25 protein-coding genes are annotated in these 19,402 nt (G+C 63.4%); 13 read left to right on the top strand and 12 right to left on the bottom strand.

Features of this window, described 5'->3' with window-relative positions:
* Positions 1-45 precede the first annotated feature (45 nt).
* On the bottom strand, positions 46-426 hold the full coding sequence (locus tag Q1A71_RS04405; protein WP_299672218.1) for a hypothetical protein: 381 nt from the start codon (positions 424-426) through the stop codon (positions 46-48).
* A 143-nt stretch (positions 427-569) separates the two neighbouring features.
* Between Q1A71_RS04405 and Q1A71_RS04400 the strand changes: the two genes are divergently transcribed.
* The 5 genes from Q1A71_RS04400 to Q1A71_RS04380 all read left to right on the top strand — a co-directional run bounded on the left by Q1A71_RS04400 (position 570) and on the right by Q1A71_RS04380 (position 3,636).
* Positions 570-1,220 (top strand): carbonic anhydrase, encoded by a 651-nt coding sequence (locus Q1A71_RS04400; RefSeq protein ID WP_299672215.1) that lies wholly within the window; start codon positions 570-572, stop codon positions 1,218-1,220.
* Between the two features lie 36 nt (positions 1,221-1,256).
* The gene (locus Q1A71_RS04395; protein WP_299672213.1) at positions 1,257-2,234 is read left to right on the top strand and encodes a sodium-dependent bicarbonate transport family permease; all 978 of its coding nucleotides are present in this window, start codon (positions 1,257-1,259) and stop codon (positions 2,232-2,234) included.
* 4 nt (positions 2,235-2,238) lie between these two features.
* Positions 2,239-2,550, top strand: a complete 312-nt coding sequence (locus Q1A71_RS04390; RefSeq protein ID WP_299672211.1) for a transcriptional regulator — start codon at positions 2,239-2,241, stop codon at positions 2,548-2,550.
* Positions 2,551-2,586: 36 nt separating this feature from the next.
* On the top strand, positions 2,587-2,997 hold the full coding sequence (locus Q1A71_RS04385; protein WP_299672209.1) for a hypothetical protein: 411 nt from the start codon (positions 2,587-2,589) through the stop codon (positions 2,995-2,997).
* Positions 2,998-3,108: 111 nt separating this feature from the next.
* Positions 3,109-3,636: a hypothetical protein gene (locus tag Q1A71_RS04380; RefSeq protein WP_299672207.1), complete on the top strand. Its 528-nt coding sequence runs from the start codon at positions 3,109-3,111 to the stop codon at positions 3,634-3,636.
* Positions 3,637-3,691: 55 nt separating this feature from the next.
* Here the strand turns inward: Q1A71_RS04380 and Q1A71_RS04375 are convergent, their stop codons facing one another.
* The 5 genes from Q1A71_RS04375 to Q1A71_RS04355 form a co-directional block, all read right to left on the bottom strand.
* Entirely contained in the window at positions 3,692-4,714 is a 1,023-nt protein-coding gene (locus Q1A71_RS04375; RefSeq protein ID WP_299672205.1) for an aspartate-semialdehyde dehydrogenase, read from the bottom strand.
* 68 nt (positions 4,715-4,782) lie between these two features.
* Positions 4,783-5,559 carry an HpcH/HpaI aldolase/citrate lyase family protein gene (locus tag Q1A71_RS04370; protein ID WP_299672203.1) on the bottom strand — a complete coding sequence of 259 codons (777 nt, stop codon included), beginning with the start codon at positions 5,557-5,559 and terminating at the stop codon, positions 4,783-4,785.
* A 192-nt stretch (positions 5,560-5,751) separates the two neighbouring features.
* Positions 5,752-6,375 (bottom strand): 5,6-dimethylbenzimidazole synthase, encoded by a 624-nt coding sequence (gene bluB / locus Q1A71_RS04365; RefSeq protein ID WP_299672201.1) that lies wholly within the window; start codon positions 6,373-6,375, stop codon positions 5,752-5,754.
* 141 nt (positions 6,376-6,516) lie between these two features.
* Positions 6,517-7,191 (bottom strand): hypothetical protein, encoded by a 675-nt coding sequence (locus Q1A71_RS04360; protein ID WP_299673179.1) that lies wholly within the window; start codon positions 7,189-7,191, stop codon positions 6,517-6,519.
* A 1-nt stretch (position 7,192) separates the two neighbouring features.
* On the bottom strand, positions 7,193-7,480 hold the full coding sequence (locus tag Q1A71_RS04355; RefSeq protein ID WP_299672199.1) for a hypothetical protein: 288 nt from the start codon (positions 7,478-7,480) through the stop codon (positions 7,193-7,195).
* A gap of 174 nt (positions 7,481-7,654) precedes the next feature.
* Between Q1A71_RS04355 and Q1A71_RS04350 the strand changes: the two genes are divergently transcribed.
* From Q1A71_RS04350 to Q1A71_RS04330, 5 genes are all read left to right on the top strand, one after another.
* On the top strand, positions 7,655-8,131 hold the full coding sequence (locus Q1A71_RS04350; protein WP_299672197.1) for a hypothetical protein: 477 nt from the start codon (positions 7,655-7,657) through the stop codon (positions 8,129-8,131).
* 171 nt (positions 8,132-8,302) lie between these two features.
* Entirely contained in the window at positions 8,303-8,932 is a 630-nt protein-coding gene (locus Q1A71_RS04345) for a ribonuclease HII (protein WP_299672195.1), read from the top strand.
* Between the two features lie 90 nt (positions 8,933-9,022).
* A complete protein-coding gene (locus Q1A71_RS04340) occupies positions 9,023-10,117 on the top strand; it encodes a site-specific DNA-methyltransferase (RefSeq protein ID WP_299672193.1) in 1,095 nt (364 codons plus the stop codon).
* A gap of 138 nt (positions 10,118-10,255) precedes the next feature.
* Positions 10,256-10,816, top strand: coding sequence for a TetR/AcrR family transcriptional regulator (locus Q1A71_RS04335; protein WP_299672191.1), 561 nt, complete (start codon positions 10,256-10,258; stop codon positions 10,814-10,816).
* A 42-nt stretch (positions 10,817-10,858) separates the two neighbouring features.
* On the top strand, positions 10,859-11,611 hold the full coding sequence (locus Q1A71_RS04330; protein WP_299672189.1) for an SDR family oxidoreductase: 753 nt from the start codon (positions 10,859-10,861) through the stop codon (positions 11,609-11,611).
* A gap of 41 nt (positions 11,612-11,652) precedes the next feature.
* Here Q1A71_RS04330 and Q1A71_RS04325 read toward each other — a convergent pair whose 3' ends face one another.
* The 3 genes from Q1A71_RS04325 to mutY all read right to left on the bottom strand — a co-directional run bounded on the left by Q1A71_RS04325 (position 11,653) and on the right by mutY (position 14,445).
* Entirely contained in the window at positions 11,653-12,078 is a 426-nt protein-coding gene (locus Q1A71_RS04325; RefSeq protein WP_299672187.1) for a response regulator, read from the bottom strand.
* Between the two features lie 69 nt (positions 12,079-12,147).
* Positions 12,148-13,299, bottom strand: a complete 1,152-nt coding sequence (locus Q1A71_RS04320) for an alkane 1-monooxygenase (RefSeq protein WP_299672185.1) — start codon at positions 13,297-13,299, stop codon at positions 12,148-12,150.
* Between the two features lie 69 nt (positions 13,300-13,368).
* Positions 13,369-14,445 carry an A/G-specific adenine glycosylase gene (mutY, locus tag Q1A71_RS04315; protein ID WP_299672183.1) on the bottom strand — a complete coding sequence of 359 codons (1,077 nt, stop codon included), beginning with the start codon at positions 14,443-14,445 and terminating at the stop codon, positions 13,369-13,371.
* An 84-nt stretch (positions 14,446-14,529) separates the two neighbouring features.
* Here mutY and Q1A71_RS04310 point away from each other — a divergent pair, with 84 nt between their 5' ends.
* Genes Q1A71_RS04310 through Q1A71_RS04300 form a run of 3 tightly spaced genes read left to right on the top strand, consistent with a single transcriptional unit; the run spans position 14,530 to position 16,854 of the window.
* Positions 14,530-15,039, top strand: coding sequence for a DciA family protein (locus Q1A71_RS04310; RefSeq protein WP_299672181.1), 510 nt, complete (start codon positions 14,530-14,532; stop codon positions 15,037-15,039).
* 13 nt (positions 15,040-15,052) lie between these two features.
* Positions 15,053-15,730 carry a DsbA family protein gene (locus tag Q1A71_RS04305; protein ID WP_299672179.1) on the top strand — a complete coding sequence of 226 codons (678 nt, stop codon included), beginning with the start codon at positions 15,053-15,055 and terminating at the stop codon, positions 15,728-15,730.
* Positions 15,730-16,854 carry a CaiB/BaiF CoA-transferase family protein gene (locus Q1A71_RS04300; protein ID WP_299672177.1) on the top strand — a complete coding sequence of 375 codons (1,125 nt, stop codon included), beginning with the start codon at positions 15,730-15,732 and terminating at the stop codon, positions 16,852-16,854. Before Q1A71_RS04305 ends, Q1A71_RS04300 begins: the two co-directional genes overlap by 1 nt.
* Positions 16,855-16,907: 53 nt before the next feature.
* On the opposite strand, the gene lpxK is transcribed toward Q1A71_RS04300, so the two are convergent.
* The 3 genes from lpxK to Q1A71_RS04285 are packed head-to-tail and all read right to left on the bottom strand — an operon-like array spanning position 16,908 to position 19,383.
* The gene (gene lpxK / locus Q1A71_RS04295) at positions 16,908-17,900 is read right to left on the bottom strand and encodes a tetraacyldisaccharide 4'-kinase (protein WP_299672175.1); all 993 of its coding nucleotides are present in this window, start codon (positions 17,898-17,900) and stop codon (positions 16,908-16,910) included.
* Positions 17,887-19,134: a glycosyltransferase N-terminal domain-containing protein gene (locus Q1A71_RS04290; RefSeq protein ID WP_299672173.1), complete on the bottom strand. Its 1,248-nt coding sequence runs from the start codon at positions 19,132-19,134 to the stop codon at positions 17,887-17,889. Before Q1A71_RS04290 ends, lpxK begins: the two co-directional genes overlap by 14 nt.
* Positions 19,135-19,140: 6 nt before the next feature.
* Positions 19,141-19,383: a DUF4170 domain-containing protein gene (locus tag Q1A71_RS04285; RefSeq protein ID WP_299672171.1), complete on the bottom strand. Its 243-nt coding sequence runs from the start codon at positions 19,381-19,383 to the stop codon at positions 19,141-19,143.
* Positions 19,384-19,402: the final 19 nt, after the last annotated feature.

Genomic DNA, 19,402 nt, shown 5'->3' with positions numbered 1-19,402 from the left:
GCCCAGCCTAGCCTGTCGCGCCCGTCGCGCAAGCTGTCAGATGGTTCAGATAGTGATGTCCTGCAGGTCCCAGATGGCGGTCAGCGATTGCTCGCCAATGCGGATAAGCCGCGCGAGCGTTGCGGAGACGGCGGGCCCGTCTGCGGCATCAATGGCGTTGGTGACGTCGCCGGCGACCCGGGCGAGGACGTGCATCCCGATCTGGTCACCGATAGCGATCAGCGAGCGGGCGCACTTGCGCAGTTCGTCCATATTTCCGGCGGTGTGGAGACGGCTGCAGTGGGACAGGCGCAGGGCCATCTCCTCCATAGCCCGGCAGACCACGTCTTCGGCCCCGGCTTCGCCGAGTTCCGCATAGAGCGCAGCCAGTCGATCCTGATCGACGTGCACAGTTTCGTTCAGCCCGATTTTCAGGACGTGATCCATTACACTCACCCTTCTCTGCCCCCGCAGTACACAGCCTTATGCCGCGCAAACCTCTCCAAAGTATTGAGATGGAGGGCGCTTTTCCCTCGAATTCTATGTGAATTCGGTATAGTTGGGCGCTCAAAAAGACGAACGGGACAGTTATGGATCACGCAAAACCGCTGCCGAGTTACCTGGTGCAGCGCTACCACGGCTGGAAAGCGACCGGCTATGCGGAGAACAGGGCCTGGTATCGGCATCTGGCGACGGAAGGTCAGCATCCCCGGGCGATGGTCATTTCCTGCTGTGACAGCCGTGTGAACGCCATTTCGATCTTCGGGGCGGATCAGGGCGAGTTCTTCATTCACCGCAATATCGCGAATCTGGTGCCGCCTTTCCGGCCCGATGGCGACTATCACGGGACCTCGGCGGCGGTGGAATATGCGGTGAACGTGCTGCATGTTGCGCATCTGATCGTGCTGGGGCATTCGAATTGCGGCGGGGTCAAGGGCTGTCTCGAGATGTGTCGCGGCAATGCGCCCGACCTCGAAGACGAGAGCAGTTTCGTCGGACGCTGGATGGACATTCTGAGGCCGAAATACGACCTGGTCGCGGCGGAGAATGACGCAGCGGTACAGGCGCAACAGCTTGAAAAACAGGCGGTTCTGGTCAGTCTGGAAAACCTGCTGACCTTTCCGTTCGTGCGTGAGAAGGTGACAGCCGGTGCGCTGACCCTGCATGGGCTCTGGACCGATATCGGCGAGGGGTGGCTGGAATATTTCAACCCGGAACAACAGGCCTTTCAACGGGTCTGAGGATAGGCCCGCCGGGGCCGGGGCAAGGAGCAGCGCATGGAACAGATCCTTTCACTGGCGGCGACCAATCTGCTGTCGCCGATCATCTTGTCCTTTGCACTGGGCGTCGCTGCGGCGCTGGCGCGATCGGACCTCAGTGTGCCGGAGGCGGCTGCCAAGGCGCTGTCGATCTACCTGCTTTTCGCCATCGGGTTCAAAGGCGGGGTGAGCGTGTCCGCGCACGGGATCGACGCCAAGCTGGGGTTCACCCTGGTCGCCGGGGTGGCGCTCTCGGCGGCGTTGCCGCTCATCGCCTTTGCGCTCCTGCAGGTGATGACCCGCCTCAGCCGGCTCGACGCGGCCGCGGTGGCGGCGCACTACGGTTCGATTTCCATCGTCACCTTCGTGGCGGCGACCTCGGTGCTGGAAAGCAGCGGGATCGCATCGGAAGGATATATGGTTGCGGTCGCCGCGGCGATGGAAGCGCCCGCGATCCTCTCGGCGCTCTGGCTGATTTCGCGGGGGGGCGACGGCCAACGCATGGACAGCACCCTGTGGCGGGAGATCCTGCTGAACGGGTCCATTGTCTTGCTGGTGGGCTCCTTCTTCATTGGCTGGGCGACGGGCGAAGAGGGGCTGAACGAAATCTCCAGCTTCATCGCGGCACCGTTCAAGGGCGTGCTCTGCCTGTTCCTTCTGGATATGGGCCTTGTGGCGGGCCGGGGTCTGCGTGAACGCAGCGATGTGCTGCGCCCCGGTGTCCTCGCCTTCGGGATCCTGATGCCGGTCATCGGCAGCCTCTGCGGCCTGGGCGCGGGCCTGCTGTTGGGCCTCTCCGCGGGCGGCGTGGCGTTGATGATGGTGCTGTCGGCGTCAGCCTCCTACATCGCGGTGCCTGCGGCCATGCGGGTCGCGCTGCCGGAGGCGAATCCGTCGATCTACCTCACGCTGTCGCTGGGCGTGACCTTCCCTTTCAACCTGACACTGGGCATTCCATTATATGTTGCGGTGGCCACAACGATGACAGGAGGCTGACCCCATGCAGACGCATCAGGCCAAACGGGTCGAGATTACCATCGAAGCGATCATGCAGTCGCGGCTGACCGAGGCGCTGCTTTCGGCGGATGTGACGGGCTTCACCGTGCTGCCGGTGCTGGGCGGTTCGGGCCGGTCCGGCGCCTGGACCCGGGCGGGCGAGATCGGGCGCGCCAGCGGTATGGTGCAGGTGATCTGCATCATCCGGCCCGAGAAACTCGACAAGCTGCTTGAGGCCGCCTTCGACGTGGTCGAGCGCCACATCGGCGTTGTCACAATTGTGGACTGCGAAGTGCTGCGCGCCGAGCGTTTTTAACATTTTGTAAACCCAAATTAAGGAATTCTCGGCTGCATGAACAATCGTACAGTTTCGATTCAGTTGCCGGCTGATCTGGCGCTTGCGGTCCATGACCTGGCGACGGAGCGCGAAGGCACCGTGGCCAAGATCGTCGAAGAGGTGCTCGTGGCGCATCTTGCGGCGCATAAGAGCACGAAAAAGAAGTCCGAAATCGTGGACCAGCGTCTGGTTTTTGCGCTGCAGAATCTCCTGTTTCGCGACATGGCCGAAGCCGAGAGCTGGGACGATCTGGACGAGCGGCTGCGCCGCCACGGCTACTTCATGAGAATCGCCTGGGGCGGGCTCTCGCTGCATACGGAAACCAGCGGGCAGAAGCTGTGCAATACGTCCGATCTGGGGTTCTCCTATGTGACCTTTCTGCGCCGGTTCGGGCCCGGCAAGCCGAAAGACCCCACCGCTGTTTGACTGTGTTGGGCGCGGGCGCGCCGGGACCTGTGCACCCTGATTGACAATCCGACACCGCGCTGGCTTGCTGAGCCGGGGCATTGGAGTTGATTGACATCATGGAGACGATTGATGTGTTATATGCGCTGTGCCCTGAGCGGGGCGATCCTGACCGGCGTGGCCACGGCGGCCGCCAGCTTTGAGCTTGCCACGCTGGCCCCCTGCTACACCCGATCCTACACCGCCGTGCATCTTGAAGCGCATCCCTCCCAGAACGTGGCGACCCTGTCGCTCGCGCTGCGCGCCGAGGAGGGCTTTGCCATTGCGCAGCTGACGGGCAGAGACCGGGACGGTCGGCCCGGGCATCTGTCCTTTATGTGCTGGGAAAGCGCGCCGGGTGCCTACCGGGACGGCTGCAACACGCTGGAGGGCGACAGCCAGATGTGGATTACGGTCGAAACGGACGGCGGGATCGCGATGCGGACACGGAACGTCTTCCTGTCGGACATCGGGCAGGGCATTGATTATCTCCACGATGTGGAGGGGCACTACCGCTTCTATCTGGAAGAGGCGGAGCACTCCTTTGAACCGGGGACGGGGCCGTTCTTTACCTTCCGCCTGGCGCCCGCCGAGGCGGAGGCCTGCACGGATCCCGGCTGACCGCAAAACACCCCACCTGCGGGATGCGGGTGGGGCGCCGTGATAGGCAGGAAGCTCAGCCCTTTTTCAGAATGCGGTTGCCCAGAAGCTCGGCGATCTGCACCGCATTGAGAGCGGCCCCCTTGCGCAGGTTGTCCGACACGCACCAGAAGTTCAGGCCGTTGTCTATGGTGCTGTCCTGCCGGATGCGGCTGATGAAAGTGGCGAAGTCGCCCACGCACTCGACGGGTGTGACGTAGCCACCGTCCTCGCGTTTGTCGATCACCATGACGCCAGGGGCCTCGCGCAGGATCTCGCGCGCCTCATCCTCGTCGAGATGGTCTTCGAACTCGACGTTCACCGCCTCCGAATGGCCGACGAAGACCGGCACGCGCACGCAGGTGGCCGTGACCTTGATCGACGGGTCGACGATCTTCTTCGTCTCGGCGACCATCTTCCATTCTTCCTTGGTGGAGCCGTCGTCCATGAAGACGTCGATATGTGGGATCACGTTGAAGGCAATCTGCTTGGTGAACTTCTTCGCAGGCTTCTCGTCGACGGGGTTGTAGATCGCCTTGGTCTGATCCCAGAGCTCATCAATGCCCTCTTTGCCCGCGCCCGACACCGACTGATAGGTCGAGACCACGACGCGCTTGATCGTCGCGCGGTCGTGCAGCGGCTTCAGGGCCACCACCATCTGCGCGGTGGAGCAGTTGGGATTGGCGATGATGTTCTTCTTGGCATAGCCTTCGATCGCGTCGGCATTCACCTCCGGCACGATCAGGGGCACGTCCGGGTCGTAGCGGTAGAGCGAGGAGTTGTCGATCACGACACAGCCCGCCTTGGCCGCCACCGGCGCGTATTTCTTGGTTGCCTCGGAGCCCACCGCAAAGAGCGCGATGTCCCAGCCGGTGAAATCGAACGTGTCCAGGTCCTTGGTCTTGAGCGTCGTGTCGCCAAAGCTCACTTCCGTGCCCAGCGACTTGCGCGAGGCAAGCACCGTGATCTCGTCCACCGGGAAGTGGCGTTCCGAAAGGATGTTCAGCATTTCGCGGCCCACATTGCCAGTGGCGCCCGCAACAACGACGCGGTAACCCATCTTGGTTTACTCCGATTCAGGTGATGGTCCGCGCCTCTTATACGGCTCGGTCGTCAAGGGAAAGGGCCTCAGCCGGTCTTGGCCTTCCATTTGGCACTGACGGCTTTGGCGGACTCTAACAACAGCGCGATATCCATCGCCACCGCAACGAACCGGGCGCCAGCGTCGAGCGAGGCCTGGATCATTTCGTCATTGGGAGTGAGGATGCCCGCCGCCTTACCGCTGTCGCTGATCTTTTTCAGGGCGGCCAGGATCGTGGCCTGCATGTCGGGGTGATTGGTCTGACCGAGATAGCCCATGCTGGCCGAGAGGTCCGCCGGGCCGATGAAGACGCCATCGACGCCCTCGACGGCGAGGATCTCATCGAGATTGTCGAGGCCTGTCTTGGTCTCCACCTGCACCAGCAGGCAGATCTGCGCATCCGCGGTGGGGCCGTAGTTCTCCATCTGCCCGAAGTTCGACACGCGGCCCACGGCGTAGCCGACGCCACGGGTGCCACCCGGCGGGTAGTGGCAGGCGCGCACCAGCTCGCGGGCCTGTGCGGCGGTCTCGACAATCGGCACAAGGACCGTTTGCGCCCCCGCATCCAGCACCTGTTTGATGATCCAGGTCTCGCCGATGGGCACTCGCACCACCGGGTGGCTGTCGCTGCCCTTGAGCGCCACAAGCTGGTCACGGATGGAGCGGATGTCGTTGGGTGAATGCTCTCCGTCGATCAGCAGCCAGTCGTAGCCCGCGCTGCCGAGGATCTCTGCAGTGATGCCTTCGGCGAGGCTCATCCAGCAGCCGAGTAGTGTCTCCCCCTCGGCGAGGGATTTCTTGAAGGTGTTGAGGGGCGCGGGCATGAGGGCAGTCCTTTCGGTGGTCTTCAGCCGGACCCTAGAGCGGAAGGCGGAGGACCTGCAATGGCGATACGCAGCCTTGTGGGTGGCGGCGGAAGCGCCCTCACCCCTGTCGAAGGGGTTCGGTCGCTGCCCGGCTTGTCAGCCGGGCGGGCAGATGGCACTCGCCGGGGCAGGGATTCATTGGTGGGTGCTCTAGCGCACCTCCCAAAGGGTGGCGGTGTTTTCCTGCCAGCCTGCGCGGTGCAGCAAGGGGGCATCGGATGTGGTCTTGGGATATCCGAGGCAGAGATAGCCGGTCAGCGACCAGGTGGGCGGGGTGTCCAGCGTTTCAGCCACCGCTGTCGGGTCGAGGATCGACACCCAGCCGACGCCGATATTCTCGGCTCGGGCCGCCAGCCAGAGCGTATGGATCGCCATCACGGTCGAATAGCTCAGCATCTCGGGCATGGTTTGCCGCCCGAGACCTTTGCCCTCTTCCACCGCGAGGTCGGTGAAGACGGCGAGATGCACCGGCGCCTCGCGGAGGCCAGCCAGCTTGAGGGTGAGATAGGTTTGCCGCTCAGGCGGGGCGTAGGCCTCGGCAGCCGACTGGTTGCAGGCCTCGAAACTGTCGATGACGGCGGCGCGTTTTTCGGCGCTGTCGACGCGGATCACCCGCCAGGGGCGCGCGTTGCCGACGGAGGGCGACAGCTCCATTCGTGCGCGCAACCGGTCGAGCACGGGTTCGGGCACCGGGTCGGTGCGGAAGTGCCTCACATCGCGCCGCCAGGTGAGCAGCTCGTCCAATGCGTCCCGATGCGTGCTGGTCAATTCCACGTCGTGCGGTCCTGTCGCGGGCGGAGGTCCGTTCAGGCCTTAAAGCAATTCGACTGTGTATTGAATCGCTTTTCGCAGCCTTTCGCCTGCGGCGCAAACGCAAACAGCGGCAGGAGTGCCTTAACACGACGCCGAAGCGCGTCAAATCACCTTGATCACGTCCTTGTCGATGGCCAGCATGTAGCCGCGCCGGGCAATGTTCTTCACCAGCAGTTCCGCCACGATCTGATTGCCGAGCGTGTCGCGCAGGCGTTTGATGCGCGTGGCGCCCGCCGCCTCTTCGCAATCCGTTGGGCTGCGGCCTGAAATCATGCCTTCGATCTCGGAGCCGGAGAGGACGTCGTCATCCATGCGTGCCTCGGCCAGTACCGACATTGTCTCCATCGCCGCATCGGTCAGTTTGAAGCCGAGATTGTTGAGATAGACTGTGTTCTCCTCGCGGCTGATCAGGAGAGAGTTCACCTGAATGCCCGCGCGTTCGATCTGCGCCACCCGCCGGTTCATGTTCACCAGCATGACGAGGAACACCAAGGCGGCGGTGAGCATCGCGGTGGCGAAGACCAGCAGCACGAAGATGACCAGCCGGTAGCTCATCAGCGTATCGGAAAACGCCGTACCGGATTGTGCCAGAATCTCCAGCAGCTTGACCTCGGCCTGGGTCGTCAGATCGTCGTTCTCGATGAAGATCTGCTCGACCCGCGCGTTGAACGTATTGGCGTCAGGCAGTGCCCAGAACAGGAAAGCCGCTGCGATCAGCAGCACGAGCACAATACCGGCAATTCCGAAAACCACGATCCGCGCGCCGGAGCGGCGCATGTCAGAAGCGGAGGAAGTTTGCTCCTGCACTCTGTTTCCTTTCTTCCAGCCCGCTTTCATCGAAGACCGAAACGATGTTCAGCAGGGTCCAGCCGCGGGCGGCAAGGCGTGCCTGCAGTTCGGCCTTGGCCCCGCCCATGGAGCATTGCGAGATCTCCGCGACACCGTAATGCAGGCGTAGGGGATTGTCCTGCTTGGCCTTGTAATCGGCGTAACATCCGGCGGCAACGACGCCTTGCGGCAGTGCCAGAGCCAGGATCACGCCGATGATGAGGGCTGCGTGTTTCATAAGGCGATCCTGCGCGTGAGGACCAAGATATTCAATAACAAAAAGGGGTTGGCGGTACTGTTATCCGATAACCACGGGCTGATATTGCCTGTCTGGTGGGAGTGGCCCCAGTTTGGTCGGGACAAGGCCGCTTGACGCGTTCAAGGGGCCCACAGATCAGAAAGGGACCGCCCCATGCACCGCAAGTTCATCGCCACCGTCATCGCCGCCGCCCTGGCCGTCACGGCCATCGGTTCTGCGCCGGCACGTGCCGACAATGACGCACTGCGGGCGCTGGCGGCCATTGCCGGCATCGCCATCGTCGGGAAGGTCATCCATGACCGCAACAAGCGCAAGGCCGAGAAACAAACGGTGACGCGCAACAGCTCAACGCTCTACGGGCACGGCGGGGATCGGGTGATCCGGGTAAAGCCGCGGCCGCTGCCGCACCGCGCCAATCGCCGTTTGCTGCCGGGGGATTGTCTGCGGTCGGTCGACACCTGGGATGGGCGGGTGCGGTATTTCTCCGAGCGGTGCCTAGAGCGCAGCTATCGCCATGCGAACCGCCTGCCGCAGAAATGCGCCGTGCGTTTTCGCGGAGACGATTGGAATCGCCGCGGGTATGAGGCGCGCTGCCTCAGCCGTGCGGGATATAAATTGGCCCGCCGCTAAGGCGGGTCGATACAGGGCCGGGGGGCTCCCCTGAACCGGTCCTGACCTAGAAGGGGGCGTTCGGGCGCTCCCTTCCTTTTGATTAACCAGTGCTGCGCGCTCCCTCAGCAGGAGCGCGCTTTTTCCTTGAACGGGCTTGCGCCGCGCCGAGGTTCATTGGATCAGGGACCTATGGAACCGAATTTCGAGTTTGAACGTGCCGCCTATGCGCAGGGATTTCACCGGGTCGCGGGTGTCGATGAGGTCGGGCGGGGGCCGCTTGCGGGCCCGGTCACGGCGGCGGCTGTCGTGCTCGACCCGGCGTGCATCCCGGATGGGTTGAACGATTCCAAGCAGCTGTCGATCAAGACGCGGGAGTTTCTGGCCGAGCAGTTGATGGCGCATGCGGCGGTGTCGGTGGCGCATGCCTCCGTTGAGGAGATAGAGCAGCACAACATTCTGCAGGCCAGCCATATCGCCATGCGACGGGCGCTGGCCGGATTGCCCGATGCACCGGACTATGTGCTGATCGACGGGTCGATGCAGCCACATGGCTTGAACATGCGGGCGCTGCCCGTGCCGAAAGGCGACACGCGATGCCTGTCGATTTCGGCAGCGTCGATTGTGGCCAAGATCGCCCGTGACAAACTGATGGTGGATTTGGCGCAACAGCATCCCGGCTATGGATGGAAGACCAACATGGGATATGGATCAAAAAGCCACATCTCGGCGCTGCAAAACCTTGGGCCGACCCCACACCATAGACGTACTTTCAAGCCAGTGCACAATATCTTGTATCAAGATAAAAACGTAAAGTCTTGATTCAAAAAAGAATTTGACCGCGAATCGGCTTTGACTCATGCTGACCTCAACCAACGAGTGCAGAACGCACCGGGACAGAGGCAGATAGCGATGACGAAGACGAAAGGCGCCGCGGCGCTTCCATTGAACACGATTCTGGACGGTGACTGCATCGACGTGATGAACAGTCTGCCGGAGGCATCTGTGGATCTGATCTTTGCCGATCCGCCCTATAACCTGCAGCTCAAGGGGGATCTGCATCGGCCCGACAATTCCCGCGTGGATGCGGTGGACGATGCCTGGGATCAATTCTCCAGCTTTGCCGTCTACGACACGTTTACGCGGGAGTGGCTGGCGGCAGCGCGGCGATTGTTGAAGCCCGATGGCGCGATCTGGGTGATCGGCAGCTATCATAATATTTTCCGCGTCGGTGCGGCGCTGCAGGACGCGGGGTTCTGGATTTTGAATGACGTGGTCTGGCGCAAGTCGAACCCGATGCCGAATTTCCGCGGCAAGCGGTTCACCAATGCGCATGAGACGATGATCTGGGCCGGGAAATCCGAGGGCAGCAGGTACACCTTCAATTACGAGGCGCTGAAGGCGCTGAATGAGGGGATCCAGATGCGGTCGGACTGGGTATTGCCGATCTGCAACGGTCACGAGCGCCTGAAGGACGACAAGGGCGAGAAGGCGCATCCGACGCAGAAGCCGGAAGGGTTGCTGCACCGCGTTCTGGTGGGCTCGACCAATCCGGGCGATGTGGTGCTGGACCCGTTCTTTGGCACGGGGACGACCGGGGCCGTAGCCAAGATGCTGGGGCGCGACTTCATCGGGATCGAGCGCGAGGCGGCCTATCGTAAAGTGGCCGAAAAGCGGATTGCGAAGGTGCGCAAATTCGACCGGGAGGCGCTGCAGGTCAGCACCTCGAAACGGGCCGAGCCGCGCGTGCCCTTCGGGCAACTGGTGGAGCGCGGCATGCTGCGCCCGGGCGAGGAGCTCTATTCGCCGCGGGGTCAGATCGCGAAGGTCCGTGCCGACGGCACGCTGATCGGCAACGACGTGAAGGGGTCGATTCACCAGGTGGGCGCGCATCTGGAAGGGGCGCCGAGTTGCAATGGTTGGACCTATTGGACCTTCAAGCGTGAAGGCGAAAAGGTGCCGATCGACGTGCTGCGTCAGCAGATAAGATCAGAAATGGCGAAATAACTCACAGACTTACCGAACACCGCCGGTGCCTGCGGCCTTTGCACAAGGGCTGCCTTTGAAAGGCACACACCTGAACCTCGCCCCTGGTGGCGAGGTTTTTTTCTTGACGCCATATTGCCTGCCTACTACTTGGTAGGTATGGATACGAAAACCGCTCTCCTCGAATCTGCCGAACGGCTCGCACGCCAGCGTGGTTTTGATGCGTTCAGCTATGCAGATCTGTCTCGGAACGTGGGCATTCGCAAGGCGAGCATCCACCATCATTTTCCGACGAAGGCTGACCTGGCCGCGGAACTGGTGACGCGGTATCGCGAGACATTCATGGCAGAGCTCAGCGCGATTGAGCAGCGCGAGCGGACCGCTGGGCAACAGTTGGCGGCGTATTTCGACGTCTATAAATCTGCGATGCGAGGCGGCGCGCAGGTGTGCCTCTGTGTGTCGTTCAGCGTGAGTGTGAGCAGTTTCGCCCCCTTAGTCGTGCGCCAGATCAACCGGTTTCATGCCGAAAGCCTCGCCTGGCTCGAACGGGTCTTCGAACGGGGCAAGGCGGAGGGGTCCATCGCCCTGGTGGGCGATCCATCGGAGGAGGCTCAGGCCTGTCTTGCCGTGGCAGAGGGCGCGCAGCTCATCGCGCGCGCCAGCGGCCAGATGAGCGACTTCGATGGGGCGGTCCGCGTGATAGCACAGCGTATCAGGTAAAAAAATTTCACCAAGAACCAACCAACTAGTAGGATGATACTCATGTTTGACAACAAAACTGTGATCGTAACGGGCGGCGCGTCTGGCATCGGCAAGGACGTTGCCGACCGGTTTGCCCAAGCCGGGGCCAATGTCGTGATCAACGGGCGCGATGCAGCCAAGCTGGACCGGGTCTCGGCGGAGATCGGTGCGACCGCCGTTGCCGGTGACATTGCCGATGTGACAACGACAGCTCGGGTGGTGGCCAAGGCGGAGGAGGTGTTCGGCGGCGTCGATATCCTCGTGAACAACGCGGGCATCTTCGCGCCCAAGCCGTTTTTGGAGCAGACCGAGGCGGAATATGACGCCTTTGTCGATACAATCCTGAAGGGCAAGTTTTTCATGGCGCAGGCGGCAGCCAGATCCATGATCAAACGCGGTGGCGGCGCGATTGTGCAGACCGGCTCCATGTGGGCGCTGCAGGCGATTGGGGCGACCCCCTCTGCTGCATATTCCGCCGCCAACGCGGGCGTGCACCAGATGGTGCGCAACCTCGCCCTGGAACTCGCCGACCAGAACATCCGGATCAACGCGGTGGCGCCTGCCGTTGTCGAGACGCCGGTCTACAATACCTTCATGTCCGATGAGGAGGTCGCGGCGACCTTGCCGGGTTTCAATGCCTTTCATCCGCTTGGTCGGAATGGGCAGCCCAAGGACATCGCGGAGGCGATCCTCTTTTTGGCATCCGACAAGGCCGCCTGGATCACCGGGACGGTCCTGCCCGTGGGTGGCGGTGTAATGGCGGGGCGGAACTGAGGCACGCCTGGGGCGGTGATCGTCGGGTCAGGCCCCGCGCGTCAACTGGCGCGTTTGGGGCGCGCGTTGTGGTTCAGGGCCGCATGAATGTAGCGCGCCCCGAAATCCGACTTGTTGACCACGTGGATCACGCCTGCTGATTGCGCCTTGTCAAACATGAAGGGTGTGGGCCAGTCGCTGACCATCACAATCGGGATCTTGGAGAAGTCCGGATTTGCGGAAAGCTCAAGCGCGAAGTTGGCGCCGGTGCCGTCCGGCAGGTGATTATCGAGCAGAATGAAGCTGGTCTGGTAGCGCGCCATGTGTTCGCGCGCTTCCTCGATCGTCGCGGCCACGGCCACGAAGACATCCTTGAAGCTCTTGTCGAGGATACGCTTGATCTTCTCCTGATCAAACGTGCTGTCTTCGACGATCAAGCATGTCCGGGTCGATGCCCCGCTGTGTTGTGCTGCATTTTGCTGCGGCATTGTCTGCTCTCACATGAAACCACCTGCGTCGGACAATACCCGTAAAATGCTTAAGATATGGTGATTGCCTCACCGCGGCATCGGGTTCTCCGCGTGGTTATAGGCGCTCCAGTCGGTGATCTCCGGATAGTACGTGTTCCGCCAGCGGCGCACCCGCGGGTTCATGATGCGCCGCCAGAGGGGGGGCATCATCGCCGCCATGGTCATGATCGGATAGCCATAGGGCAGCTGCGGGGCCTCTTGGTCGGAATAGGTCTGCAGGACCGGGAAGCGCCGGTCCGGTTTGAAGTGATGATCGGAGTGGCGCTGCAGGTTGATCAGCAGCCAGTTCGACATGCGGTGATCGGCGTTCCACGAGTGCTGCGGCTTCACATGCTCATATTTTCCGTCGCCGAGGTGTTTGCGGGTCAGGCCATAGTGTTCGATGTAGTTGACCAGCTCCAGCTGCCAGATCGCCGTGCCGGCCTGGACAAAGAACAGAACGAGCCCCGACCAGCCGCCCAGGATGAAGGCCAGCGCCAGCATGCCCGCTTGCAGGGCCCAGTACCGAAAGAAGGGGTTCGAGCGATGGTGCCACGGCAGGTTGCGCCGCGCGAGCATCTGTTTCTCCGCCAGAAAGGCCGACTGCAGGGATTGCAGAAGCACCCTTGGGTAGAAGCGGTGAAACCCCTCGTTATAGCGCGCAGTCACCGCGTCCTTGGGCGTGCCCACATAGCGGTGGTGCACCAGAAGATGTTCGGAGCGGAAGTGCGAATAGAGCACCATGGCGAGAAGGATATCGCCCATCCAGCGTTCGGTCTTGTTTCTCTGGTGCATCAGCTCGTGACTGTAGTTGATGCCGATGGTTCCGGTGATCACGCCCACGCCGAAAAACAGGACACCGCGTTCGAGCGTGCCAAGGTGCTCGGCTTGCGGGACGTACCAGATGAGGCTGAAGAGCAGGCAGAATTGCACCGGGGCCCAGATCAGCGTGATGGCGCGATACCAGAAGAGATGGTGCTCCTCTGTGTTGGGGTCCGCGTTGCTGGTCTCATGACCAAAGAGTGCATCGAGCGCGGAAAAGAGGAACCACGTGAGCACGGGCAGCAGCGCCACTGTCCAGCCGCCTTGGGTCGCGCTGATCCAGGCGACCGGCACCAGCAGCAGCGAGATCCAGAAGGGCGCTGCGCGCGTCAGGCGGATTAGGTCCGCCAAGGGGACAGTGGGTTGGGTCGGTTGCATGCTCGGGTCTTTTCGGTTCGGGCCAAGTCTAAGCCAGCGGGGCTGGTCCATCCAAGTGTGACGTCACGCTCAAAACTGGTCGCGGGCGAGGTCGAAGGCCTTGCGCATCACCGTGGGCAGGTCGCTGGGCCGGAAGTCATCCCGGGCAACGAAATGGCCGCGTGTGATCGGGGCGTCAGCGTCAAGACGGGCGACGCGGATCTCCAGTCGCAGGTGGAAGTGGGTGAAGGTGTGCCGGACCTCGCCGCTCAGCGCTTCCCAGTTGGCCTCCGCGGGCGGGGTGACGTCCGGCAGCGCCGTGGTGGTGTCGACCCAATCCGTTCCGGGCCAGCCCAGCATGCCGCCGAGAAGACCGGTCTCGGGCCGGGTTTCGAGCAACCATGCGCCATCTGCGCGGCATGCGATGAAGGTGATGCCGTGGCGTGTTGGTTTGGATTTTTTGGGCGTTTTCCGCGGCAGGTCGGGCGCCGTGCCAAGCGCGCGCGCTTGGCACGGCGCCCGCCACGGGCACAGACCGCAGGCGGGGGATTTCGGCGTGCAGATGGTCGCGCCCAGGTCCATCACCGCCTGCGCATAGTCGCCCGGGCGGCTCCGCGGTGTCAGAGCCTCGGCTCTTTGCATCAGGTCGGGCTTGGCCGCGGGCAGGGGCGTGTGGATGTCATGCAGGCGGGCCATCACACGCTCCACATTGCCGTCGAGCACCGTGTGGCGCATGTCAAAGGCGATGGAGGCGATAGCCGCCGCGGTGTAGGGGCCGATGCCGGGCAGCTTCAGCAAGGCAGCATGATCGGCGGGAAACTGGCCGCCGTGATCCGCCACGACCGCGCGCGCGCATTTCAGCAGGTTGCGCGCGCGTGCGTAATACCCCAGCCCCGCCCATTCCCCCATCACATCCGCGTCCTCCGCGGCTGCCAGATCGCGAACAGTGGGCCAGCGCGCGGTGAACCTGTGGAAGTAGTCCTTCACCGCCGCGACCGTGGTTTGCTGCAGCATCACCTCGGACATCCACACCCGATAGGGATCGGGCCGCACACCCGCCTTGCGCTCGGCAGGCGGCACGCGCCACGGCATCTTGCGCGCGTGCACATCGTACCACTCCAGCAGGGCGGCGTTCAAATCTTCGGGAGCAGGGGCAAGGTCACGCAATGTTTATGATGGTCCATCTGCTTTGGCTGGTTGCTTGGACACAGAACGGCTATGCTGCGCCAACCGGTGTTCGAGAAGATAGCGATGACGCGCAGACGTGCCAGCACAAAAGGATTTACGCGCACAGCCAGCCTGCTGACGGGCCGTATCCGGGCGGCGTCCGAAAGCCGTGGATTCGCGCAGAGCCGATTGCTCACCCAATGGGCCGAGGTCGTGGGTCAAGATGTGGCCGCTGTCGCGCGCCCCGTCGACGTCAGCTATGGCCGTGGCGGGATGGGCGCCACGCTGACGCTGCTCACGACCGGCGCACAGGCGCCCATGCTGGAGATGCAGAAAGAAAGCCTGCGCAAAAAGATCAACGCTGTCTATGGCTACAATGCCATCGCGCGGGTGCGGGTCACCCAGACCGCCGCCACGGGCTTTGCCGAAGGCCAGGTCGCCTTTGCCCCCGCCAAACCTGTCAAAGAAGAGGCGCCTGTCGATCCAACGGTTCGGCGGCAGGCCCAAGAAACCGCTGAACCCGTCCAGGATGGAGCGCTGCGCGATGCGCTGACCCGCCTTGGCGAGAACATCCTTACCAAGACAAACCGCTGAAAAGGAAACGCTGATGTCGCGACTGTTGATACTCTCTGCCGCTGTGGCTGTTTTGGGGGTCGGCGCCTATGTCGTCACCTCACCGGGGTCGTCCACGTCGGTGTCGCCTGCCGATCCGCTGGGCGCGGCCTACGCGCAGGGCACCGAGGCGGATATCGACACCTCAACTATCGCCGAGATGAGCCTCGGCAATCCCGATGCGCCGGTGACGGTGATCGAATACGCCTCCTACACCTGCCCGCATTGCGCCTCCTTTCATGCAGGGCCCTTCAAGCAGTTGAAGGCCAACTATATCGACACCGGTAAAATCAACTTTGTCTATCGCGAGGTCTACTTCGACCGCTATGGCCTCTGGGCGTCGATGATCGCACGATGTGCGGGCACGCCGCAGAGCTTCTTTGGCATGAGCGATCTGATCTACGAAGGTCAATCCTCCTGGGCGCGCGCAGGCGATCCCACGGCGATCGTGGGCGAGTTGCGCAAGATCGGCGCGCTCGCCGGGCTTGATGCGGACACGATGGAAGCCTGCCTGCAGGATGGCGACCGGGCCCGCACGCTGGTGGCCTGGTATCAGGAAAACGCCGAGGAGCACGGCATCGACAGCACGCCGAGCTTCGTGATCAACGGTCAGAAGTATTCCAACATGTCCTATGCGGAGATGGCGGAGCTGATCGACGCTGCCGCGGAGTAATGGCCGCCCCTCTCGTCGGCCTCAAGGTTGTCGAGCTGGCGCGTGTGCTGGCAGGCCCCTGGGCCGGTCAGACGCTTGCGGACCTCGGCTGTGACGTGATCAAGGTGGAAAGCCCCACAGGCGATGACACGCGCCAGTGGGGTCCGCCCTTCGTGACCCGGGATGAGGATGCCTCGGCGGCGTACTTTCATTCGACCAACCGCGGGAAATCCTCGGTCACGGCTGATTTTCGGACAGACGAGGGGCGGGCCAAGGGGCGCGCCCTTCTGGAAGATGCCGACATCCTGATCGAGAACTTCAAGACCGGCGGCCTGGCCAAATACGGCCTGGATTACCAGAGCCTGTCGCAGGACTTTCCGCGGCTGATCTATTGTTCGATCACGGGGTTTGGCCACGATGGACCTTACGCACCGCGGGCCGGGTATGACTTTATCGTGCAAGGCATGTCGGGTCTGATGTCCGTGACTGGCGAGCCGGAGGGCCAGCCGCAGAAATACGGGATTGCGATCACCGATATTCTGACGGGCGTCTATGCGACCACGGCCATCCTCGCCGCCGTGCACCAGCGCGAGACCACCGGGCGCGGACAGCACATCGATATGGCCCTGATGGATGTGGCGGTGGCGATCACCTCGAACCAGGCGATGAACTACCTGACGACCGGCGTGCCACCCAAGCGCATGGGCAACGCGCATCTCAACCTCGCGCCCTATCAGGTCTTCGATTGTCTCGACGGGCATATCGTGATCGCGACGGGCAATGATGGCCAGTATAGGCGGCTCTGTCACCTGCTCGGCCTCGACGAGATGGCCAAGGCGCCGGAGTTCCTCAAGAACGTGGACCGCATTGCCAATCGGGCGGAGATGGATGCGCGGCTGACGGCGGTGACCCGGACCCGGACCCGGGCCGATCTTCTGGCCGCCTGTGAGGCCGAGGGCGTGCCCGCGGGGCCGATCAATGACATGGCGGAGGTCATGGCCGACCCGCAGGTGCAGGCGCGGGGGATGCAGCTCGATCTTGATGGTGTGCCGGGCGTGCGCTCGCCGTTCACGTTTTCCGATGCGGAGCTGGTGCTGGACCGCCCCTCGCCAAAGCTGGGCGAGCACGATCCCACGACTGGCTGATCGACCGTCTTTAGTTATCAGATATGCAAGGGCATGGCCGCTGCTGCCTGCTCTTAGGGCGCAGGTACCGCAGCGAGTTTGGCAAAAAGTGCGTTCTCCGTCTCCGCAAAGGCCAGGCGCACGGGCAGGGTGATCACCTGTGTGCGGAAGCTCGCGGGCAGGCGCACGGCATCCTTCTCCGTGGTCACCAATTGGGCCCCCCGCGCCTTGGCATCGGCCTCCAGACGGGCCATGAGCGCCGGGGTAAGCGGCTGGTGATCTTCCAGCGGTTCGGCGTGTACGACCTCCGCACCCAGGGCGCGCAGGGTCGCGAAGAACTTCTCCGGATGGCCGATGCCGGCAAAGGCGACGACGCGTTCGCCCTGCCAGTCCATGCCCGTTTCAAGCGGCGTCAATTCCGCCTCCACCCGTGGCACATCCGTCGGGACCGGGACGCGGAAGCGCGCCTGTGCCGCCGCATCTCCCAGTGTGAGCAGGACATCGGCACGGGCAAGACCCTCGGCGACGGGCTCGCGCAGAGGGCCCGCGGGCAGGCAACGCCCGTTGCCGAAGCCGCGTTGCGCATCGACCACAACGATGCTCAGACTTTTCTGCAGCGCAGGGTTCTGAAAGCCGTCATCGAGCACGACGGCGGTCGCGCCCGCTGCGGCTGCGGCCCGGCCTCCGGCGGCCCGATCCTCCGCCACCCAGACCTCGGCGAAGGCGGCGAGCAGGAGCGGTTCGTCGCCCACATCCTCGGCCTTATGCGTCGTGGGATCGACGCGCACCGGCCCCTTCAACCGTCCGCCATAGCCGCGACTGACCACGTGGGGCGTATGGTAGGCCGCGGTGAGGCGGTCGAGCACCGCCATCACCGTTGGCGTCTTGCCAGTGCCGCCCACGTTGATGTTGCCGACGCAAATCACCGGGATTTCCAGCCGTTCCGGTGTGCTCCGCGCCAACCTGCGGGCCGTGGCCTGCGCATAGAGGGACCCCAGCGGAGCGAGTATCCGGGCCAGCGGGCCGGGGCGGTCCGGCGCGTTGAACCAGAAGTCAGGCGTGCGCATTCTTCTGCTCCAGCCGCGCATCAAGCGTGTCCTCGACAAGCTCGATGACGCGATCGGTGAGCTCGGCGCCGTGGCTGATCACGTCCCAGCCCGCATGCGCCATGGCCGCAGCCTGATCCGGCGCGATCAGCCGCGTGATGGCCGCACCCAGCGTCTGGGCGTCCTTGACGATACGGGCTGCACCGGCGTTGGCGAGCCGCGTGTAGAAGGGCAGATAGCGCCGCACATTGGGCCCGTACAGCACCGCCGAGCCCAGAGCCGCCGCCTCGAAAGGGTTGCAGCCACCGTGCCCCGGGGTCAGCGAACTGCCCAGGAACGACACGGGCGCGAGGCGGTAAAAGAGGCCCAGATCATCTGCATCTTCGGCGACCATCACCTGCGTGGTCTCGCTCGGCTCGCCGGGTGTGGACCAGGCGCTGACCCGGAAGCCTTCAAGCGCGGCCTCTTCCGACATCTTGGCGACGGTGCTTGGCATCGCGGGCTGTAGGATCAGCAGCAGCCGATGCGAATACCGCAGCGCGTGGCGATGCGCGGCGAAGATCACCGCCGTCTCTTCCTTGCGCACGGCTGTGGCGAGCCACACCGGGCGCCCGCCGAGCGCGGCGCTCACCTCCGCCAGGTCGGTGTCATCGCAGGGCAGCGCCTGCCCCCCGGCCTGCAGCTGCGCGGTGACTTCAACGTCCTGTCGGCGCAGCCCGAGTTGCTCCAGCCGGGCGGCGGCGGGAAATGAGCGGGCCATCAGAGCGACGAAGTCCGCCAGCAGCTCGCGCGTGAGGTCGGGCAGCCAACGGTCGCGGCGCCCGTCAAAACCAGCCGTATCCGCGTCGATCAGCACCATGGGGCAGTCCGCGATACGTGCCTCATGCAAGAGCGTGGGCCGTAACCCGCCCCAGGCCCAGATGCACATGTCGGGTGCCCAGTGCTCCAGAAAGTGGCCGACGGCGGAGGGGTGCTCCGAGGGCAGTGCGTCGAGACAGATCAGCGCGGTGTTCGGACGTGTCGAACGGGCCGCGTCGAGGCTGCCTGCATCGGGCAGGGTGATCAGCACCTGCAGCCCATCTCTGGCCAGGCACAGCCGATACGCGAGATCCTGGATGGCAAGAAGGTTGCCCGTTTCCCCCGCATGCAGCCAGAGGAGTTCGCCTGGCGGGCGGGGGCCGCTGGGCGTAAAGGACCGGGCCGCCGATCTGCGTGACAGCGCCCGGTACGCCGCCATGCTGAAAGAGCGGCCCATGGCGCGTCAGCCCAGTTCTTCGGTCGCCGAGGCTGCTGTTTCCTCATCCCGCAGGCGGTGCAGATGCGCGATGAAGTACCGCATGTGCGCGTTGTCCACTGTCCGTTGTGCTTCGGACTTCCAGGCGTTGAAGGCGGCCTCGTAGTTGGGGAAAATCCCAACGATATGAATGTCATCCACATTCTTGAACGTATTTTGCGAGGGGTCGACCAATTCGCCCCCGAAGACGAGATGCAGCCGCTGCGTCATGGGTTTTGTCCTTCGAAAC

The sequence above is a fragment of the uncultured Roseobacter sp. genome, assembly GCF_947493125.1.
Classification (GTDB): domain Bacteria; phylum Pseudomonadota; class Alphaproteobacteria; order Rhodobacterales; family Rhodobacteraceae; genus Roseobacter.
Note: the sequence above shows the minus strand (reverse complement) of the source record. Positions and strands in the feature narration are given on the sequence as shown.

What these genes read in the sequence shown, in the direction of transcription:
- Q1A71_RS04405 (WP_299672218.1), bottom strand. Translation starts at nt 426, where the DNA reads ATGGATCACGTCCTGAAAATCGGGCTGAACGAAACTGTGCACGTCGAT.
- Q1A71_RS04400 (WP_299672215.1), top strand. Translation starts at nt 570, where the DNA reads ATGGATCACGCAAAACCGCTGCCGAGTTACCTGGTGCAGCGCTACCAC.
- Q1A71_RS04395 (WP_299672213.1), top strand. Translation starts at nt 1,257, where the DNA reads ATGGAACAGATCCTTTCACTGGCGGCGACCAATCTGCTGTCGCCGATC.
- Q1A71_RS04390 (WP_299672211.1), top strand. Translation starts at nt 2,239, where the DNA reads ATGCAGACGCATCAGGCCAAACGGGTCGAGATTACCATCGAAGCGATC.
- Q1A71_RS04385 (WP_299672209.1), top strand. Translation starts at nt 2,587, where the DNA reads ATGAACAATCGTACAGTTTCGATTCAGTTGCCGGCTGATCTGGCGCTT.
- Q1A71_RS04380 (WP_299672207.1), top strand. Translation starts at nt 3,109, where the DNA reads ATGTGTTATATGCGCTGTGCCCTGAGCGGGGCGATCCTGACCGGCGTG.
- Q1A71_RS04375 (WP_299672205.1), bottom strand. Translation starts at nt 4,714, where the DNA reads ATGGGTTACCGCGTCGTTGTTGCGGGCGCCACTGGCAATGTGGGCCGC.
- Q1A71_RS04370 (WP_299672203.1), bottom strand. Translation starts at nt 5,559, where the DNA reads ATGCCCGCGCCCCTCAACACCTTCAAGAAATCCCTCGCCGAGGGGGAG.
- Q1A71_RS04360 (WP_299673179.1), bottom strand. Translation starts at nt 7,191, where the DNA reads ATGCGCCGCTCCGGCGCGCGGATCGTGGTTTTCGGAATTGCCGGTATT.
- Q1A71_RS04355 (WP_299672199.1), bottom strand. Translation starts at nt 7,480, where the DNA reads ATGAAACACGCAGCCCTCATCATCGGCGTGATCCTGGCTCTGGCACTG.
- Q1A71_RS04350 (WP_299672197.1), top strand. Translation starts at nt 7,655, where the DNA reads ATGCACCGCAAGTTCATCGCCACCGTCATCGCCGCCGCCCTGGCCGTC.
- Q1A71_RS04345 (WP_299672195.1), top strand. Translation starts at nt 8,303, where the DNA reads ATGGAACCGAATTTCGAGTTTGAACGTGCCGCCTATGCGCAGGGATTT.
- Q1A71_RS04340 (WP_299672193.1), top strand. Translation starts at nt 9,023, where the DNA reads ATGACGAAGACGAAAGGCGCCGCGGCGCTTCCATTGAACACGATTCTG.
- Q1A71_RS04335 (WP_299672191.1), top strand. Translation starts at nt 10,256, where the DNA reads ATGGATACGAAAACCGCTCTCCTCGAATCTGCCGAACGGCTCGCACGC.
- Q1A71_RS04330 (WP_299672189.1), top strand. Translation starts at nt 10,859, where the DNA reads ATGTTTGACAACAAAACTGTGATCGTAACGGGCGGCGCGTCTGGCATC.
- Q1A71_RS04325 (WP_299672187.1), bottom strand. Translation starts at nt 12,078, where the DNA reads ATGCCGCAGCAAAATGCAGCACAACACAGCGGGGCATCGACCCGGACA.
- Q1A71_RS04320 (WP_299672185.1), bottom strand. Translation starts at nt 13,299, where the DNA reads ATGCAACCGACCCAACCCACTGTCCCCTTGGCGGACCTAATCCGCCTG.
- Q1A71_RS04310 (WP_299672181.1), top strand. Translation starts at nt 14,530, where the DNA reads ATGACGCGCAGACGTGCCAGCACAAAAGGATTTACGCGCACAGCCAGC.
- Q1A71_RS04305 (WP_299672179.1), top strand. Translation starts at nt 15,053, where the DNA reads ATGTCGCGACTGTTGATACTCTCTGCCGCTGTGGCTGTTTTGGGGGTC.
- Q1A71_RS04300 (WP_299672177.1), top strand. Translation starts at nt 15,730, where the DNA reads ATGGCCGCCCCTCTCGTCGGCCTCAAGGTTGTCGAGCTGGCGCGTGTG.
- lpxK (WP_299672175.1), bottom strand. Translation starts at nt 17,900, where the DNA reads ATGCGCACGCCTGACTTCTGGTTCAACGCGCCGGACCGCCCCGGCCCG.
- Q1A71_RS04290 (WP_299672173.1), bottom strand. Translation starts at nt 19,134, where the DNA reads ATGGGCCGCTCTTTCAGCATGGCGGCGTACCGGGCGCTGTCACGCAGA.
- Q1A71_RS04285 (WP_299672171.1), bottom strand. Translation starts at nt 19,383, where the DNA reads ATGACGCAGCGGCTGCATCTCGTCTTCGGGGGCGAATTGGTCGACCCC.